Annotated in this window: 19 protein-coding genes; 15 read left to right on the forward strand and 4 right to left on the reverse strand. The window is 68.4% G+C overall.

All coding sequences use genetic code 11. The features are described 5' to 3' along the window. Nucleotides 1–40 precede the first annotated feature (40 nt). Nucleotides 41–469, reverse strand: a complete 429-nt coding sequence (locus VMT65_RS15590; RefSeq protein WP_326308911.1) for a DUF1707 SHOCT-like domain-containing protein — start codon at nt 467–469, stop codon at nt 41–43. 177 nt (nt 470–646) lie between these two features. On the opposite strand from VMT65_RS15590, the gene VMT65_RS15595 reads away from it, so the two are divergent. Both VMT65_RS15595 and VMT65_RS15600 read left to right on the forward strand, forming a co-directional pair. Continuing rightward, nucleotides 647–1,879: an acyl-CoA dehydrogenase family protein gene (locus VMT65_RS15595; RefSeq protein WP_326308912.1), complete on the forward strand. Its 1,233-nt coding sequence runs from the start codon at nt 647–649 to the stop codon at nt 1,877–1,879. A 2-nt stretch (nt 1,880–1,881) separates the two neighbouring features. After that, a complete protein-coding gene (locus VMT65_RS15600; RefSeq protein WP_326308913.1) occupies nt 1,882–3,006 on the forward strand; it encodes an acyl-CoA dehydrogenase family protein in 1,125 nt (374 codons plus the stop codon). Between the two features lie 87 nt (nt 3,007–3,093). Here VMT65_RS15600 and VMT65_RS15605 read toward each other — a convergent pair whose 3' ends face one another. Beyond that, complete coding sequence (locus VMT65_RS15605) at nt 3,094–3,273, reverse strand: hypothetical protein (protein WP_326308914.1); 180 nt, start codon at nt 3,271–3,273, stop codon at nt 3,094–3,096. Between the two features lie 172 nt (nt 3,274–3,445). On the opposite strand from VMT65_RS15605, the gene VMT65_RS15610 reads away from it, so the two are divergent. The 5 genes from VMT65_RS15610 (at nt 3,446) to VMT65_RS15630 (ending at nt 8,900) form a co-directional block, all read left to right on the forward strand. Next, complete coding sequence (locus tag VMT65_RS15610) at nt 3,446–3,886, forward strand: carboxymuconolactone decarboxylase family protein (protein ID WP_326308915.1); 441 nt, start codon at nt 3,446–3,448, stop codon at nt 3,884–3,886. Nucleotides 3,887–3,946: 60 nt separating this feature from the next. Then, nucleotides 3,947–4,708: a metallophosphoesterase family protein gene (locus VMT65_RS15615; RefSeq protein WP_326308916.1), complete on the forward strand. Its 762-nt coding sequence runs from the start codon at nt 3,947–3,949 to the stop codon at nt 4,706–4,708. 178 nt (nt 4,709–4,886) lie between these two features. Further along, entirely contained in the window at nt 4,887–5,330 is a 444-nt protein-coding gene (locus tag VMT65_RS15620) for a CBS domain-containing protein (protein ID WP_326308917.1), read from the forward strand. Between the two features lie 43 nt (nt 5,331–5,373). Then, nucleotides 5,374–6,666: an ArsB/NhaD family transporter gene (locus VMT65_RS15625; RefSeq protein ID WP_326308918.1), complete on the forward strand. Its 1,293-nt coding sequence runs from the start codon at nt 5,374–5,376 to the stop codon at nt 6,664–6,666. Nucleotides 6,667–6,749: 83 nt separating this feature from the next. After that, nucleotides 6,750–8,900 (forward strand): acyltransferase family protein, encoded by a 2,151-nt coding sequence (locus VMT65_RS15630; RefSeq protein WP_326308919.1) that lies wholly within the window; start codon nt 6,750–6,752, stop codon nt 8,898–8,900. 1 nt (nt 8,901) lies between these two features. Here the strand turns inward: VMT65_RS15630 and VMT65_RS15635 are convergent, their stop codons facing one another. Together VMT65_RS15635 and VMT65_RS15640 are read right to left on the reverse strand one after the other, a co-directional pair. Then, nucleotides 8,902–9,339: a hypothetical protein gene (locus VMT65_RS15635; RefSeq protein WP_326308920.1), complete on the reverse strand. Its 438-nt coding sequence runs from the start codon at nt 9,337–9,339 to the stop codon at nt 8,902–8,904. 100 nt (nt 9,340–9,439) lie between these two features. Further along, the gene (locus tag VMT65_RS15640) at nt 9,440–9,886 is read right to left on the reverse strand and encodes a MarR family winged helix-turn-helix transcriptional regulator (protein WP_326308921.1); all 447 of its coding nucleotides are present in this window, start codon (nt 9,884–9,886) and stop codon (nt 9,440–9,442) included. A gap of 79 nt (nt 9,887–9,965) precedes the next feature. Between VMT65_RS15640 and VMT65_RS15645 the strand changes: the two genes are divergently transcribed. From VMT65_RS15645 to VMT65_RS38450, 8 genes are all read left to right on the forward strand, one after another. Beyond that, nucleotides 9,966–10,394: a lipocalin-like domain-containing protein gene (locus tag VMT65_RS15645; RefSeq protein WP_326308922.1), complete on the forward strand. Its 429-nt coding sequence runs from the start codon at nt 9,966–9,968 to the stop codon at nt 10,392–10,394. 171 nt (nt 10,395–10,565) lie between these two features. After that, nucleotides 10,566–10,883, forward strand: a complete 318-nt coding sequence (locus VMT65_RS15650; RefSeq protein ID WP_326308923.1) for a WXG100 family type VII secretion target — start codon at nt 10,566–10,568, stop codon at nt 10,881–10,883. Nucleotides 10,884–10,892: 9 nt separating this feature from the next. After that, the gene (locus VMT65_RS15655) at nt 10,893–13,496 is read left to right on the forward strand and encodes a WXG100-like domain-containing protein (protein WP_326308924.1); all 2,604 of its coding nucleotides are present in this window, start codon (nt 10,893–10,895) and stop codon (nt 13,494–13,496) included. Beyond that, nucleotides 13,493–13,960, forward strand: coding sequence for a YbaB/EbfC family nucleoid-associated protein (locus VMT65_RS15660; RefSeq protein WP_326308925.1), 468 nt, complete (start codon nt 13,493–13,495; stop codon nt 13,958–13,960). The genes VMT65_RS15655 and VMT65_RS15660 overlap by 4 nt, the downstream gene beginning before the upstream one ends. Nucleotides 13,961–14,100: 140 nt before the next feature. Beyond that, a complete protein-coding gene (locus tag VMT65_RS15665; protein ID WP_326308926.1) occupies nt 14,101–14,307 on the forward strand; it encodes a hypothetical protein in 207 nt (68 codons plus the stop codon). Beyond that, the gene (locus VMT65_RS15670; RefSeq protein ID WP_326308927.1) at nt 14,304–15,635 is read left to right on the forward strand and encodes a DUF2254 domain-containing protein; all 1,332 of its coding nucleotides are present in this window, start codon (nt 14,304–14,306) and stop codon (nt 15,633–15,635) included. Before VMT65_RS15665 ends, VMT65_RS15670 begins: the two co-directional genes overlap by 4 nt. A 449-nt stretch (nt 15,636–16,084) precedes the next feature. Then, the gene (locus tag VMT65_RS15675) at nt 16,085–16,903 is read left to right on the forward strand and encodes an SDR family NAD(P)-dependent oxidoreductase (protein WP_326308928.1); all 819 of its coding nucleotides are present in this window, start codon (nt 16,085–16,087) and stop codon (nt 16,901–16,903) included. Between the two features lie 14 nt (nt 16,904–16,917). Next, entirely contained in the window at nt 16,918–16,995 is a 78-nt protein-coding gene (locus VMT65_RS38450; protein WP_442790257.1) for a 50S ribosomal protein bL37, read from the forward strand. Nucleotides 16,996–17,090: the final 95 nt, after the last annotated feature.

The following is a 17,090-nucleotide window of genomic DNA, read 5'->3' on the forward strand; positions in this document are numbered from 1 at the left end:
GGCCCACCTCCACGGGTTGTGAGCGGGGCGGCCGCCGGGCTCAACGGGTGCGGTAGCGGTTCCAGGCCGCGGATTCCCAACCCATGACGACGCGGAAGACGAGGACCGCGCCCCAGGGAACGGTGACCCAGATGGGCCAGAAGTAGGTGAATTCGCCTGCGGCCAAGGAGATCGCGGCCCAGATGAACAGGCACAGGAGGCTGACGCCCAGCCAGGCGCTGCCTTCGATTTGCTGCCAGATCGGCAAGCGTGCGCGCGAAGTGGACTGGGATGCAATGGTCTTGGGCAGCTTCGGGAGGTCCTGGAGGACGAGTTGGAGGTCCTCGCGGGTGGTGGTCGCGTAGACGCGGGTCAGGCGGTCGTTGTATTCGGCGAGGTCGAGACGGCCGTCGGTGAGGTGGCGACCGAGCAGGTCGGCGACGTGGGCGCGTTCGGTGTCGGAGGCGCGGGTGCCGGTGGTGATGTCCATGTCGATCCTCAACGGTCGAGAGGCGGTAGATATTCCATTGTGGAACATTGGTAGGTCCAGGATAAAACTCCACAGTGGAATGTCAAGCACTTCAAAGTGAGGGCGGGTGCCAGCACATTTGCCAGCAGGGGTTATAGGATGCGATCGTTAGTGGCAGTTCTCGGACAAGGAGTCATCGTGGACCTCGAATGGTCGGCTGCCGATCTGGCGTTTCGTGATGAAGTGCGCAGCTTTCTCGACGAAAAGTTAACCGACGATCTTCGCCGCGCCGGGCGGTTGGCGACCAGCGTCTATCCCGACCACGAAGCCAGCATGAAGTGGCAGCACATCCTGCACGAGCGGGGCTGGGCCGCCCCGGCGTGGCCGGTGAAATACGGCGGCTGCGACTGGAGCCTGACCCAGCACTACATCTTCGGTCGCGAATGCACCCTCGCGGGCGCGCCGAACCTGTCCCCCATGGGGATTCGCATGGTCTCGCACGCCATCATGGCCTTCGGCACCCCGGAGCAGAAGGACTACTTCCTGCCCCGCATCCTCACCGGCGAAGTCTTCTTCTGCCAGGGCTATTCGGAGCCCGAGGCGGGTTCGGACCTGGCCTCGCTGTCCATGGCCGCGGTCGCCGACGGCGAGGATCTGATCGTCACCGGCTCCAAGATCTGGACCACCCACGCCACCGCGGCCAACTGGATCTTCGCCCTGGTCCGCACCTCCAAGCAGGCCAAGAAGCAGCAGGGCATCACCTTCCTGCTCATCGACATGCGCACCCCGGGCATCGAGATCCGGCCGCTGGTCATGACCTCCGGCGAGCAGGTGCAGAACCAGGTCTTCTTCGATCAGGTCCGGGTGCCCAAGGCCAATATGCTCGGACAGATCGACGACGGCTGGACCGTCGCCAAGTTCCTGCTCAACTTCGAGCGCGGCGGCGGCGCGGCGGCCCCGATGCTCCAGGTCATGGCCGAGGAGCTGGCGCAGGCCGCCAAGGATCAGGTCGGACCGAACGGCGGTGCGCTGCTGGACGATCCGGCCTTCGCCCACCGGCTGGCCGATGCCCGTCTGCGCGCGGACGTGCTGGAGATTCTCGAATACCGCACGCTCGCACTGGTTTCCAGCGGCAAGGACCCGGGTCCGGCCGCCTCCACCATCAAGATCCTGGGCACCGAGCTGAGCCAGACGCTCACCGAGTTGGCCCTCGAGGCCGCGGGTCCGCGCGGTCGCGCGTATCAGCCGCACGCCACCATGCCCGGCGGCCCCATCGCCGATTTCACCCCGCCCGCCGACGGTTTCGTCACCGGCGAGGAGTGGCAGGCGGTCGCCCCGCTGCGGTACTTCAACGACCGCGCCGGTTCGATCTACGCCGGTAGCAACGAGATTCAGCGCAATATCATCGCCAAAGCCACCCTGGGACTGTAGCCATGGACTTCTCTTTCACCGCCGAGCAGGAACTGCTCCGCGACACCGTCACCGAATTCCTCACGGCCCGTTACCCGCTGGAGGCGAGCCGGGCCGCGGCCCGCACCGGGGCCGGGTGGCAGCCGGAGATCTGGCGCGGACTGGCCGAGGAGGTCGGGATTCTCGGCGCGAGCCTGCCGGAGTCGGTGGGCGGCATCGGGGGCGGGCCGGTCGAGACCATGATCATCGCCGAGGCGCTGGGCGCGGCGCTGGTGCTGGAACCGTATGTGGACACCGTGGTGGTCGGCGGCGGTCTGCTGCGCCGCAGCACCGGCAAGCGGGCCGAGGATCTGCTGGCGGGCATTGCCGCCGGTGAGGTGGTGACCGGATTCGCCGCGCTGGAACCGCAATCGGGCTACGACTACACCAATGTCGCCACCACCGCCGTCCGCGACGGCGACGACTGGCTGCTGTCCGGCGAGAAGACGGTGGTCACCTCCGCGCCGCTGGCCACCCACCTGCTGGTGACCGCGGCCGTGGACGGCGATATCGCGCTGTTCGTGGTGGATTTCGACGCCGCCAACCCGCCCGCCGGTCTCACCGCGCGCTCGTATCGCACCATCGACGAGCGTCAGGCCGCCGATCTGAGCTTCGCGAATCTGCGCCTGCCCGCGGACGCGCTGCTGCTGGCGCAGGCGGGCGCGGCCATTGCCGCCACCCTCGACGAGGCCATCGCGGCGGTCTGCGCGGAAACGGTCGGGGCCATGCGCAAGGTCCTCGCCGACACCGTCGCCTACACCAAGCAGCGCCAGCAGTTCGGCGTCCCGATCGCCAGCTTCCAGGCCTTGCAGCACCGCATGGTGGACATGCTGTTGGAGCTCGAACAGGCCGTGGCCGCAACCTATCTGGTGACGCTCAAGCTGGATGCGCCCGCGCCCGAGCGGGCCCGCGCCGCCTCGGCCGCCAAGGCCACCATCGGCCGCGCCGCGCGTCGCATCGGCCAGGAGTCGGTGCAGCTGCACGGTGCCATGGGGATGACCGAGGAGCTGGCCATCGGCCATTTCTTCAAGCGCCTCACGGCCGTTCAGTACGAGTTCGGCACCACCGATCAGCACATCGCCCGCTACGCCGCCCTGACGCGGCCGTAGCGGTTCCCGCGCACCGGTTTCAGGGGTGATCCGGTGCCAGGCCGGGGTTCCGGCGGATCATGTGCCAGATCCGCCGGGACCCGGCCACTAACGCCGCTGTCCGTAATTGCTGCTGACCGGTATCCGTTCGGCATCGCGCGCGGCGGATTCTCGCGTAGTGGCGGCCCCACGGGCCGAACCACGCACGGCGAGCACGATAACCAGCGCCAATGCGGGCCCTGTGACAAAACACAGCAGACCCAGCGCGATCAGCAGAACTGTTCCCACGTGCGGATTATTGTCCGCCATGCCGCATTTCGCACAATTACGGCAAACGTGGCTCTTCGGGCGGGTATTCGGTCGACGACGGGTGTGACCGGGCTCATAGTCGCCCACCCGTCACGTTTCCCCGGCCTGTCTCGTCCAAGGGGTGCATTCGAACCGAGGAAAGGACGCACCCATGGCCCGCATGAACCTGCAGAAGTCCGCCCCCGAGATCTACCAGGCGTGGATCGATGCCGAGCTCGCCATTCGCCGTGGCCCGCTCGACGCGACGGTGCGGGAACTGGTGAAGCTGCGGGTCTCCCAGATCAACGGCTGCCTGTTCTGCATCGACATGCACGCCACCGAGGCCCGCAAGGAGGGCGAGACCGAACGCCGGGTCTGGCATCTCAACGCCTGGCGCGAGTCGGCCCTGTTCACCGAGGCCGAGCGGGCGGCGCTGGAATACGCCGAGGCCGCAACCACACTCGGCCCGCACGGGGTGAGCGATGAGATCTGGGCCGCGGTGGAGAAGCACTTCGACGAGGGCCAGCGGGCCGGACTGGTCGCGGTGACCGCGCAGATCAATCTGTGGAACCGGATCGGCGTGCCGATGCGGCTGGAACCGCCGGAGCACTGAGCCGACCCACCTCGCCGGAATCTCGTTGACAGGCCGCGCGGTCTGTGGCTGATTGACGGTATGAGCAGCCGTGTCGGCGGGGCCGAGGTGAACAGCGTGCGGATCGCGGCGGTGGGCGATCTGCACATGCGGGAGAGCATGCGCGGACGATTCCGTCCCGCGCTGCTCGCCCTCGGCGCGCACGCCGACGTCCTGCTGCTGGCGGGCGATCTCACCAATGGCGGCACCCTGCGCGACACCGACGCCCTGTGCGCGGAGATCGAGGACCTGCCGGTGCCGGTGGTGGCGGTGCTCGGCAATCACGACCACGATCGACGACTCGGCTTCCGAATCTCGGCCAAGCTCAACGACATCGGCGTGCACATGCTCGACGGCACGGCGATCACCCTGCCCCTCAACGGCATTCGCCTCGGCATCGCCGGTGTGATGGGCGGCAGCGGCGGTTTCCCCGGCCACCCCGGCAATCCCGCCGAGGGCAGCATGGAGCACCGGCAGCGCTTTCTGCGCGGTCCCGCCGACGCCGTGCGGCTGCGCGCCGCCCTGGAATCCCTCGACTGCGACATGCGCGTCGCCCTCATGCATTTCGCGCCCGTGGTCGACACCCTGGTCGGCGAGAACCCCAAGATCTACCCGGGCCTGGGCTGTCAGCAGCTCGCCGATGCCGTCGACGCGGGCGGCGCGGTGCTGGCCATTCACGGACACGCCCACGGCGGCACCGAATTCGGCCGCACGCCCGGCGGTGTCGAGGTCCGCAATGTCTCCTACGCGGTCATCCGTAGCGCCTACCGCGTCTACACACCGACACGCCCGGCCGACGCGTGAAACCGCTTTCGCTATCCTTTAACGGAATCTCTACCGACGGCGTGCCGGGAAGTCTGGTCGGCCGGTCCGAAACCTCGGGCCGTAGGGTCCGACCTGGGAGTTTCTATGCGGCCGCCATTTTCGATCTTGACGTATTCTGCTGCCGTGAACGCTCGGCTATCCGTCGTATCCTGCACATATGCATGCCGCTCAGATGGCCGAGGAATATCCGGTGATCGATTTGGACTCCGACGCGATCGATGCGGCGAAGTTGCTGGCCGAGCATCGGCTCCCGGGGATCCTGGTGCTCGACGCGAACGGGAAGCCGCACTCGGTGCTGCCCGCCTCCCAGGTGGTGCTGTTCATCGTGCCGAAGTACGTGCAGGACGATTCGACGCTGGCCGGGGTGCTCAACGAATCCATGTGCGGCCAGGTGGTGAAGCGGTTGCGGGGCAAGAAGGTTCGCGACGTGATTCCGGAGCGGCTCACCAAGATCCCGGCCGCCAAGGCCGACGACAATATCGTCGAGGTGGCGGCGCTCATGGCGAAGTACAAGTCGCCACTGGTGGCGGTGCAGGACGGCGACACGGTGCTCGGTGTGATCACGTCCTCGCGGCTGCTGGAAGTGGCGCTCGCGAACTGAGCCCGCCGGGGCGGTGCCCCGATGTGCCGCGGCGGTGGCGGCCATGACCGTCGCCATCTCGGTCGCGGTCTTCACGATCGCCTACATCCTCATCGCGTCCGAACGCGTGCACAAGACGGTCGCCGCGCTGGTCGGCGGCGGCGTGGTCATCGTGTGCGGCATCGTCGACTCCGACGACGTCTTCTACTCGCACGAGACCGGCATCGACTGGAACGTCATCTACCTGCTGCTCGGCATGATGATCATCGTCGGCGTGTTGCGCCAGACCGGCATCTTCGAATACGTCGCGATCTGGGCGGCCAAGCGCGCCAAGGGATCCGCGCTGCGGGTGATGATCCTGCTGGTCCTCATCACCGCCACCGCCTCGGGCTTTCTCGACAATGTCACCACCGTGCTGCTCATCGCCCCGGTGACCATGCTGGTGTGCGAGCGCCTGGAGATCTCGCCGACGCCGTTCCTTATCGCCGAGGTGCTGGCCTCCAATATCGGCGGCGCGGCCACCCTGATCGGCGATCCGCCCAACATCATCATCGGCAGCCGGGCGGGGCTGTCGTTCAACGACTTCTTCCTGAACATGACCCCGATCGTGCTGATCGAGCTGGCGGTGTTCACGCTGCTGCTGCCGCGACTGTTCCGGGGCTCGTTCGAGGTGGACCCCGAGCGGGCCGCCGACATCATGCAGCTGCACGAGCGCGAGGCCATCCAGGACCCGAAGCTGCTCATCAAGTGCGGAATTGTGCTCGCGGCGGTTTTCGCGGGATTTTTCGGCCACCCGATTTTCCAGCTCGAACCGTCGCTGGTGGCTTTGCTCGGCGCGGGCGTGCTGGTGTTGATTTCCGGTCTGCCGCAACGCGATTACCTGTCCGCGGTGGAATGGGAGACGCTGCTGTTCTTCGCCGGATTGTTCGTGATGATCGGGGCGCTGGTGAAAACCGGCGTGATCGGCCGACTGGCGAAATACGCCACCGAACTCACCGGCGGAAACGCCCTTGTGGCAACCATGCTGATACTCGTCGTCTCAGCGGTGCTCTCGGGCGTCATCGACAACATCCCGTACGTGGCGACCATGGCCCCACTGGTGGCGGAGCTGGCCGACCACGTCGACAGCCCGGTGCAGTCGGACGCGCTGTGGTGGGCGCTGGCATTGGGCGCGGATTTCGGTGGCAACCTCACAGCAGTCGGGGCCAGCGCAAACGTAGTTATGCTCGGGATCGCCAGGCGGTCGGACCATCCGATCTCGTTCTGGGAATTCACCCGCAAGGGCATTCTGGTGACCGCGGTCACCGTCGCGGTGGCCGCCCCGTATCTGTGGCTACGCTATTTCGTATTCGCCTGACCTGCGACAAAGGGCACAACACGGACACCTTCTGTGTGGCGATTGGCTATTTTTGCGAAGGCTGACCGACAATGGCAGCCGCCATGTCCATATCCAGCACCGATCACCCGACCGCGCCGGACAGCGACCGCCAGGACGCACCGGACGCCCCCGCGATCCCCGGCAGCTACCGGCTGGATCTGGATGGCCTGCGGGGTGTGGCTATCGCGCTGGTGGTCGCCTTCCATATCTGGGCCGGGCGGGTGTCCGGCGGTGTGGACGTGTTCCTGGTGCTGTCGGGATTCTTCTTCACCGGCATGCTCATCCGGCGCGCCGACGGCGGTCCGGTGGGTGTGGTGACCACCGTGCGGCGCACGCTGCGGCGGTTGCTGCCCGCCATGGTGGTGGTGTTGGCCGCGGTGGTCGTCGCCACGGTGACGCTGCTGCCGCACACGCGGTGGTCGGATATCGCGGGACAGACGATCGCTTCGCTGTTCTACTACCAGAACTGGTATCTGGCGCTGTCGTGGTCGGATTATCTGGCCGCCGACCCGTCGGTGAGTCCGCTGCAACACCTGTGGTCGATGTCGGTGCAAGGGCAGATGTATCTGGCGCTGCTGGTCGTGGTCGCATCGGTCGCGTTCGCGCTACGCCGGGTGCTCGATGCGGGCGCGTGGAAACTGGCCGCGCGACGTCCGTTCCTACGTCGCGCCGGACGGCACGGCATGCTGCGGATGACGCTGGCGGCGATCTTCGCCGTCGTGGCGATCACGTCGTTCTGCTATGCGACCGAAGGGGTTTCGACCCAGCAGGGCTGGAACTACTACGACACCTTCGCGCGCGCGTGGGAGCCGCTCGCCGGTGCGCTGCTGGCGATTCTCGCGCCGCTGATCCGGCTGCCGAAGCCGACGCGAGAAGTGTTCGCTTGGACGGGAATCGCCGCGATCGCGTGCTGCGGCTGGATCGTCAACGGCGTCTTGGTCTTTCCCGGGCCCGCCGCGCTGATTCCCGTACTCGCCACGGTCGCACTGATTCTCGCGGGCGCGGGGCGCAACACCGCCGATCAGCCGCTGGTCAACCGGCTGCTGGCCGCGGGGCCGATCGTGCAGCTGGGCGGCTTCGCGTATGCCCTATACCTATGGCACTGGCCGATTCTCATCTTCTACCTGGGTGAGACCCATCAGCGGCGGGCGGGCGCGATCGGCGGGCTGGGGATCATCCTGGTCTCGCTGCTGCTGGCCTACCTCACCCACCATCTGGTGGAGGAGCCATTGCGCCTGCGCTCCAAGCCTTCCGCCACCCCCGCCCGCGCCCGCGTGCTCACCGGTGTGGCCGTCTCCACGGTGGGCGTGCTGCTGCTGGGTTCGACGCTGGCGTGGCAGTGGAGCATGGGCGCGCGGGCGCACGCGGTCGGCGAGCTGGATCCGTCGAAATACCCTGGCGCGGCGGCCCTGACCGACCACGCGCTGGTGCCGCGCGCACCCATGCGGCCCACCACCGAGGAAGCCCCCGCCGACATCGCCTACCCGACCCGCGACGGCTGCATCTCCGACTTCGACACCCGGGCCGTGACCACCTGTACCTACGGCGATCCGAATGCCCACCGCACCATCGCGGTCGTCGGCAATTCCCATGCCGAGCACTGGATTCCGGCGTTCCAGATCCTCGGCGAGGAGTACCACTTCCGCGTCGTGGTCTACCTGAAGATGGGGTGCCCGCTGACGGTCGCCGAGGAGCCCATGTACAAGGGCCAACACAATCCGGACTGCCGCGACTGGTCGGCCGAGGTGATCGACCGGCTCGGCGTCGAGCACCCCGATTTCGTCTTCACCACCGCCACCCGCCCCAGCGACGGTGGCGGCGACGAGACGCCCCAGGACTACGTCGATGTCTGGACCGCGCTGACCGAACGCAACCTGCGGCTCATCGGCATTCGCGACACCCCGTGGCTGCGCAAGAACGGCATTCGCTACCGGGCCATCGACTGCCTGGCCGGGGGCGGCAATCGAATCAGCTGCGGCATCAAGCGAACCGACGCGCTCTCCCCCGAGAACCCCGCCGCCGCACCGGCCGCGGCCTTTCCGAACATGCACCTCATCGACCTGAACGACGCCGTCTGCGAGCCGGACGTGTGTGCCGTCGTCGAGGGCAATATCCTCGTCTACCACGACGAACATCATTTGACCGCAAGCTATTCGCGCTCCTTGGCCCCCGAGCTGGGCCGGCAACTCCAGCCCATCCTCGACTGGTGGTGAATCAGTGCGCTCCCGGGCGCACGATCATGAGCACGACCACCACCGCCCACAGCAGGTTGTAGATCCCGGCCAGCATCGACAGGCGCCGCAGCAGCCGCCCATCGTCGGGCTGATCGAGGGCCTTGCGCTGGTCGGGGTGGATGAAGACCGCCAGCAGGCCGCCCGCCAGGAAGGTGAGCGCCATGGCGAGGGTGACCCAGATTTCGCCCATCCGGCCCTGGAGGTCCGCCAGCAGGATGCCTACGACGGGCACGCTCAGGGCCAGCACCGCGTAGACACCGGTGATGCGGTGAAATGCCTTCGCCACCGCGATGTTCCGCTCCGGAGCTGCGGATCCGGCGACGGGCGCGTAGCGCGGAAACAGGCTCGCGGCGACGGCCGAGCCGCCCACGAAGATGATCCCGGCCAGCACGTGCAGCGAGAGCAGTGCCTTCTGCATTGCGATTCCTCCAACCTTCAGTCAGGCTGAAGCATAGCTCTGGGCTTCAGTCTGATTGAAGGTTGTGTGAAAGGTCACCGCCGTCACGAAAGCTGGATGCTCAGCGCGCGTTTCGGGCGTTGAACGCGGCCACGAGGCTCGCGCCGACCTGCCGCTGATGCGGCTCGGCGGCGGTCCCGAACAGCCGCTCGTCCACCTCGGCGACCACCGCTTCCGCCGCCCGCAACAGCCGCCGCCCCTTGGCCGTGAGCTCGATCGTGGACGCCGATCCGGCCCGTGCCGTCCGATCCCGCACCCATCCCCCGGCCACCATGGCCTTCACCGCCGTGTGCACGCTCTGCACGCTGATCCCACCCATGCGGGCCAGATCGCTGAAGGAGGCCCCGGGCACACTCGCGATATGCCCGAGCAGCGCCAGCCGGGCGACGGTCAGATTCAGCTCCGCCAGCCCCGCGGCCAGTTCCGCCTCCACCCGGTGCGCCAAGGTCAGCAGGATGATCGAAGCGCTGGGAGGCGGCGGCGCGGGCCGATCGGTCTCGGTGCTCACCGCCCCATCCTCCCGCATGTACGGGGGCCGATTTCCGCCGGTGGCCGCGAGGGCGGGTGGCGGGCCTAGCATCGGATTCATGACGATCGACGACCTGGTGGGGCGGTGGCGGTTGACGGCATGGACGGCGACCGATGAAACCGGCGCGGTCACAATGCCCTTCGGGGCGCAGCCCCAAGGCGGCGTGATCTACACGGCGGGCGGGTGGATGAGCGGCCAACTCGCCGCCGACCCCCGCCCGAACCTCGCCACCCCGATCGCCCTGGCCGGCAGCGAAGCCGAACGCGCACAGGCATATTCGACCTACATCGCCTACAGCGGCGAATACCGTGTGGAGGGCGACACCGTCATCCACACCCTGCGCATGAGCCTGTTCCCGAACTGGGTCGGCACCGAACAGCGCCGCACAGTGGAGCTTTCCGGCGACCGCCTGGTGCTGAGCACCCCGCCGACACCGGTCGGCGACCGGGTGTTGGTCAACGCCCTGCACTGGATCCGCGCCGAGTAGGGGCCGGGCACCGCCGTGCGCGCCGACTGAGAATCGCTGCCGTCGCCAAGATTTCGTCAAGAGGTCACTGGAATTCCGTCAGGGGCACGTTAATTCGCCAAGCAGGTCATTCTCAGCGGGCTCACAGCGTGCGACCGTCGACATTCCGTCGACGAGTGAAGGGGTGTGCGGGTGGCGCTGAAGGTTGGAGTGACGCCGGAGCAGTTGTGCGGGGCCGCGGGACAGATGGCGGATCTGCGCGACCGGGTGCGCGGCATCCTCGGCACGCTGGAGAACTCGCTGTCGGCCAAGGGAAACGCCTGGGGCGGCGACGGATACGGCAGCACCTTCGCCGACGGCGATCAGGGCTACCTCGCCGCGCACCGGAACCTCGTCGAGGGCATCGCCAATACCGCCACCACCCTCGGCTCCTACGCCGACGGCCAGCACCGGGCCGCGGATCTGCTGGCGCACACCGACCATCGCAGCGGCAACGGCTTCCGGCGGTAGCGCGCACCGGTGTCGATCAATATTCCCGGTGAGCTGCAATGGCTCGGCTGGATCGCCGGCTCCGACTGGCCCGACGGCGACGAAGACTCGATGTGGGACATCGGCGAGGACTGGCGTGCCGCCGCGAGCGCCCTGCGCGAGCTGCTGCCCGACCTGGCGGCCGCCAAGCGGGCCACCATCGAGGCCTACCCCTGGGGTGACGGCATCGAGGCCATGACCAAGGCCCTCGACCAGCTCGACCACGGCGACCAATCGCTGCGCCACCTCGCCGAAATCCTCGACGCCGTCGCCGAATCCGCCGACGGCCTGGGCACCGAGATCGAATACACCAAGATCCTCATCATCTCCTCGCTCGGCATGCTGGCCATCGAGATCGCCGCGGCCTGGCTGTGGCCGCCCACCGCACCCCTCACCGAAGCGCTCGCGACGACGGCCACCCGGGTGGCGGTGCGTCTGCTCGGCGAGCGCGCGGTGGCCGCCATCGCCCGCTTCGCCGCCAAAACCGGTCTCGCCGCGCTGGCCAAGTTCGCGGCCGAGCACATGGTCGTGTCGACGGTGCTCGGCGCGGGCCAGGATCTGGCGATCCAGGCCTACCAGGCCGGCGCGGGCCACCGCGACGGCATCGACTGGGACCGCGTCGGCACCACCGCCTACACCGCCGCCGCGGCCGGTGCCGTCGGCGGCCCGGCGGGCTCGCTACTCGGCAAAGCCGCCACCCACATCCACCTGCCGGGCGGCCGAATCGGCGACGCCTTCAAGGGCGCGGTAGTCGGCGCGGGCTCCGGCATGGCGGGCGGCGTCGGCGCCTGGGGCATAGGCGGTTTCGCCAACGGCTGGACCTGGGACCCCCGCATCCTCACCAGCGCCAGCGCTTACGGCGTCACAGTCGGCGGCTCCAAGGGCTTCCGCCACAGCCCCAATGCCGGTGGTCCCGAAGCCCGGCCCTTCAACGCGGCCGACCCCGCACCCGGCGGACGTCCGCACGTGCCGGGCGAGGCCACGACCCCACCCGGCCGCGGCGGCGACGGAAGCACACCCGCACCGGAGCCGTCCTCCTCGCCGTCCCCGCAGTCCGCCCACAGCATGGGCGGCGACGGCAGCACCGAGCACCCGCAGAACCGGGTCGGCGGTCCGAGCGGCGTGCCCGAGGGGCGCGCGACGATTCCGGAGGGCCGGACCGGTGCGCCCCAGGGGCGCGCGGGCGGAAGCGAAGGCCGCCCGGGAGTTTCGGAAGCACCGGGCAGAGGCACGGAGAACCGTGCCGCTCCGGCGGGCAATGGTGCGCGAACGCCGGAGTCGCCGCAGAAGTCCGGTGGGTCGAACGGCCAGCGGGGCGGCGCGAGCGAGAGCCGTACCGCCGGTGCCGAATCCCGCGCGGGCGCGGGTGACCCCCACGCCGCGAAGGGCACCGGCCAGCCGGTCGCGGCACCCCAACCCCACCCGCAATCGGAGGCCACCCCCAAGCCGGAATCCAAGGCCGAGCCCAACGCCCAGACGGAGACCGGGGCCGAGGCCGCGCCGGAGACGAAGCCGGAGGTTCGGCAGCCGTCCGTGGGTGGGGATTCGCTGGACCCGGCGCGGGAGAAGCTGCGGCAGTTGGGCGTTGATCCGGATGGCATGAGTCCGCAGCGGTTGCGCCAGGCGGCGGAAGACGCGTTCGCGAAGAAGGCCGACGAGTTCGCAAACCGGACCGCCGCCCTCGAGGGCGCGGGCCTGCGCCCCCACGAATTCCGGGTCCAGCGGATGGAACTACAGAAGCAAATCGACGAATTCCTCGGCCTCCGCCGGGACCTGCGCGCCGACCTCGCCGATGTCGCCGACCCCGCCGTCCCGCAGCCCCCTCTGACCACGCCCGACCCCCGGCAAACCGTTCCGGACCCGGTCACGCCCCCGGACCCTGTGACCACCCCCGACCCACAGACCCCGGCTCCGCAGCCGCAGGCACCGCAAACCAGAGGCGAGGAAGAGCCCAGCCCGCGCCCGGACAACGACGAGTGGCCCGACACCACCTCGAAAACCCCCTACACCCCACGCTATTTCACCCTGCCCCCAATCCCCCACTTCGACCCCGCACCCCCGCCCCCCGACTCGATCTGGCACCCACAACCCGAACCACAGCCACAGCCCGAACCCCAGCCGCAGCCGCAGCCCGAACCCAAACCGACCCCGGATCCCACCCCGGACCCAGCGCCGACACCTGACCCGATACCCGCGCCTACCCCTGATCCAACGCCAACGCCAACGCCAACGCCGACCCCGACTCCTACACCCACACCCGACCCCACACCCGACCCCACACCCACGCCTACCCCAGATCCCACACCGGACCCCACCCCTACGCCCGATCCGACACCGACGCCAGTTCCAACACCCTCGCCCACGCCGGATCCAACACCCACGCCCACTCCCGACCCCAAACCCACTCCTACGCCCGACCCGACACCAGTTCCAACACCCACGCCTACCCCCGACCCCACACCCACTCCAGATCCCACACCTACCCCTGACCCAACGCCGGACCCCCCGTCGCCGCCCACTGGCCACGTGGATGGCGGTGGTCGGTCCAATGGCGGGATCGATGCCGGCGGTGGCGATTCGAGGAATTCACTGTGACAAACGAACGTGCCAAGGCCGAGATGGCGGATCTGCTCGACGAAATGCGGTGGCAGATGGCGGAAGTCGCGCGGATTCAACGTGAGCGAGCCGGGATCGTCGGCCGCGCCACCATCCGCAAGCGGGTGACGGTGACCACCGACGCCAATGGTGTCGTCACTGACGTCCGATTCTCTTCGGGCATACAGGATCTCGACTATCCGGAGATCGCGGACGCTGTCGTCCGTGCCGCGGCCGAGGCGGCGGCCGACGCCGCTCGCCAGGTCCGCGAGCTGATGGCGGACTTCCAGCGACGCCGCACCGGCCTACCTACTTTGAGCGACCTGGTTCCCGGCGCGCCCGACGTCCGCACCGTACTCCCGCCGATCACCGGAACCCTTCCGCGCCAATCTGATTCGCCACAGCCGCTGCAGGAGGACGCCCACCGCGACCCGCGGCACTTCTACGGCGAAGCCGGCTGGTGACCGCGCTCACATCCACCGCAAGGGAACCGGAAATCCGGCCCGCACCGCGGTAATGGAACCGTAAATGCCGAACCGGCCGCCACTGCCACGGTGTTGAATCGAGATCCCGATCCACCACCCCCGTAGAAGAGGCAACAATCATGGGCATCATCGACACGGATGTCTGCCTGTCGTCTGTCCAGGTGCATTGGTCCACCTCCGACGCCGCGTTCATCGCCCGATCGGACCTCTACCCGGGATTGGTGGCCCGCAACGAATGGTCCTCCCTCGCCGCCATCGACACCCTGATCGATCTGATCGACGGCCAACGCCGCCACGGTCGTTCCGCCGACCGCCCGGCTGCGTGAGGCGCAGGCCACCCAGGTCCGATCTCGAATTCGACCGCCGCCGCGAGGCTTTGCGCACGAACCTGTGGTTCGTCCCGACACTCGAAGTCCTGGCGGCGGTGGGTTTGTTCGCGGTGACCTACGCTCTCGATCGCGCGATATACCGTGGCGCACTGGCGATTCCGTCATGGATCATCGGCGGCACCCCCGATGCCGCGCGGCAGGTCCTGACCGCGATCGCCGCGGCGATCATCACCGTGGTCGGGGTGGTCTTCTCCATCACTATCGTCGCCTTGACCTTGGCGTCGACCCAGTTCGGTCCGCGCATGCTGCGCAACTTCATTCGCGATCGCGGCACTCAGCTCACGCTCGGGACATTCGTGGCGAGCTTCGTCTACGCGATCGCGGCACTGGTCTCGGTCGGCTCGGACTTCGTCCCGCACATCTCGACCACCGTCGCGATCGCCTCGATGGTCGTCGATCTGGCAATGCTGATCTATTTCATCAACCACATCGCGATGGCGATCCAGCTGCCCAATGTGATCGCGGGTATCGCCGCGGAAGTGGCGATCGCGGCCGACCGCGGCCGGGCCACCTCGGCGCAGTTGCCAGAGAACGGACCCTCGGCGGAGGAACTGCTGGCGGTACTGCGCGATTCGGGCGGCCAGGTGCGGGTGACGGGAAGCGGGTACCTGCAGTACATCCGGCACGAGAAGCTGGTCCGGCTGGCGGCGGCGGAGAACGCGGTCATCCATCTGCCGTACCGGCCCGGCCACTTCCTCACCCAGGGTCAGGTCGTGGCGCACGTGTGGCCACCGGAGGCGGCCGAACGGATCGCCGAGAACTTCGACCGCGGTCATGTCGCCGGCCCGACCCGGACGCTGACGCAGGACATTTCCTTCGGCATCGACCAGATCGTCGAAATCGCCCTGCGCGCACTGTCTCCCGCCGTGAACGACACGTTCACGGCGCTGACCTGCATCGACTGGCTCGGCGACTGTCTGTCCCGGATCGCGGTCGCCTGGCATCCCGTGCCGGTCCACCGGGATCGCCACGGTTACGTGCGGGTCATCGCCACCCAGGTGAGTTACGAACGCCTGGTCCAACGCGCGTTCGAGAAGATTCGCCAGGCCGGACAGGGCATGCCCGCGATCCAGATTCGCCAGCTCGACGCCCTGACCGAGATCGCCGAGCACACCCACGACCCCGATCGGCGTCAGGTACTGCTCGAGCAGGCGGCGATGATCGAGCGCTCGGTCCGCCAGTACGTGGCCGAAGAATCCGACCGCGACGACGTACTGCGCCGCCACGCCGCGCTGCTCGCCCGCATCGGATCGACACGGGTGTGACGTCGAATTCGCGCACCGGCGAAGCTTTCCGGGACCATCCGGGTTTGGCCAATGCCATCGTGGCGCGGTTCAGGCCGATCGGGAGACAGCTGGGCCGTCAAGGATCCATCAAATCGGGCCGGAACATCTTGTCCGCGGTCACCGGATGCGGTGATATCGCTCTTGTGATCGCATTCGCCGGACCTCGTCGCGCCCTGCGCGTCGTCGTCGGTGGTGCCCGGCACCGATTCGAGTGCACGCCGTCGGCTTTGGAGCTCTTCGGGTTCCAGAGTGAGGACGAGCCGCCGAGTCGGGCCTAGCCGAACTCACATCCCTTCCCGCGCAGCGTGATCCGCGCGCGGTGCCGCCGGTTCTCGGGCGGCGGTCCATCACATCCCGCGAGTTCTTTCGCGGAGTTTCTCGTGCGCGCCCGCATCTGGGCGGGGCGCACGCCATCTGATTGGAGAGCTATGTCCGCAGCCCTGTCCAGCACCCGCGTCGTTCTCGTGACCGGAGCCGATACGCGGCTCGGTTTCGCGACGGCGCAGCGGGTGATCGCCGACGGCGACACCGTCATCGCGCACATCCTGGACAAGAACCACGCCGACGAGACGACCCAGCGACTGCAGGCCACCGCCCGGCCGGGCCAGGTCCGGATGGTGCAGGCCGACTTCGCGCGACTGGCCGAGGTCGACGAACTCGGCCGCACCCTGGCCGCCGAGCTCACCGGGTTGGACGCCTTGATCCATGTCGCGTCGATCGCGGCACCCGACGCGCGCACCCACACCGAGGACGGCCACGAATTGACCCTCCAGGTCAACTATCTCGCGCCGCAACGGCTGACCATGGCGCTGCTGCCCGCCCTGGCGGCGGCGCGGGGCCGGGTCGTCTCGGTCACCTCGAAGCTGCATTCCGCCGGGAGCATCGACTACTCGGACCTGGACCGCCGTCGCGGCATCTACACCCCGCTGGCGATCTACGCCCAGTCCAAGCTGGCCCTGACCATGTTCAGCCGCTCCCTGGCCGAGACCGGCCCCGAAGGACTGACCTCGATCAGCGTGCAGCCCACCGATTTCGAGATCGACCTGCCCCGGCTGCGCAGCCACCGCACCGCGCCGCTCGACCCCGCCGCCGCGACCCTCACCGAACTGGCCGCACCGACCACAGCGGTGCGCAACGGCGGCTACTACCAAGGCACCGAACCCGCGAACCCCGCAGCGCTGGTCCGCAATTCGCGGGCCCGCACCCGCCTGGCCGCGTGGAGCAACCAGCTCGCGCACACGGCCTGACCACTAGGAGAGACATGTCCAAACGAGCCAGCAAGAAGCGCGCACGCCGCAAGAAGAAGGCGAACCACGGCCACAAGCCGAACCAGCGCTGAAGACCTACGGCACGGCCGTCACCGGCATGTCACGGCCCGCGCCGAGGAACCGGAGCCGCCGCGCACCCCCACAGGGTCGCGGCGGCTTCGCCGTT

It is taken from the genome of Nocardia sp. CDC153 (assembly GCF_035818515.1).
Classification (GTDB): domain Bacteria; phylum Actinomycetota; class Actinomycetes; order Mycobacteriales; family Mycobacteriaceae; genus Nocardia.

Excerpts from the sequence above, each read along its gene's own strand:
- VMT65_RS15590 (WP_326308911.1), bottom strand. The coding sequence starts at position 469 with ATGGACATCACCACCGGCACCCGCGCCTCCGACACCGAACGCGCCCAC.
- VMT65_RS15630 (WP_326308919.1), top strand. The coding sequence starts at position 6,750 with ATGTCCATATCCAGCACCGATCACCCGACCGCGCCGGACAGCGACCGC.
- VMT65_RS15645 (WP_326308922.1), top strand. The coding sequence starts at position 9,966 with ATGACGATCGACGACCTGGTGGGGCGGTGGCGGTTGACGGCATGGACG.
- VMT65_RS15635 (WP_326308920.1), bottom strand. The coding sequence starts at position 9,339 with ATGCAGAAGGCACTGCTCTCGCTGCACGTGCTGGCCGGGATCATCTTC.
- VMT65_RS15625 (WP_326308918.1), top strand. The coding sequence starts at position 5,374 with ATGACCGTCGCCATCTCGGTCGCGGTCTTCACGATCGCCTACATCCTC.
- VMT65_RS15665 (WP_326308926.1), top strand. The coding sequence starts at position 14,101 with ATGGGCATCATCGACACGGATGTCTGCCTGTCGTCTGTCCAGGTGCAT.
- VMT65_RS15615 (WP_326308916.1), top strand. The coding sequence starts at position 3,947 with ATGAGCAGCCGTGTCGGCGGGGCCGAGGTGAACAGCGTGCGGATCGCG.
- VMT65_RS15675 (WP_326308928.1), top strand. The coding sequence starts at position 16,085 with ATGTCCGCAGCCCTGTCCAGCACCCGCGTCGTTCTCGTGACCGGAGCC.
- VMT65_RS15610 (WP_326308915.1), top strand. The coding sequence starts at position 3,446 with ATGGCCCGCATGAACCTGCAGAAGTCCGCCCCCGAGATCTACCAGGCG.
- VMT65_RS38450 (WP_442790257.1), top strand. The coding sequence starts at position 16,918 with ATGTCCAAACGAGCCAGCAAGAAGCGCGCACGCCGCAAGAAGAAGGCG.
- VMT65_RS15600 (WP_326308913.1), top strand. The coding sequence starts at position 1,882 with ATGGACTTCTCTTTCACCGCCGAGCAGGAACTGCTCCGCGACACCGTC.
- VMT65_RS15620 (WP_326308917.1), top strand. The coding sequence starts at position 4,887 with ATGCATGCCGCTCAGATGGCCGAGGAATATCCGGTGATCGATTTGGAC.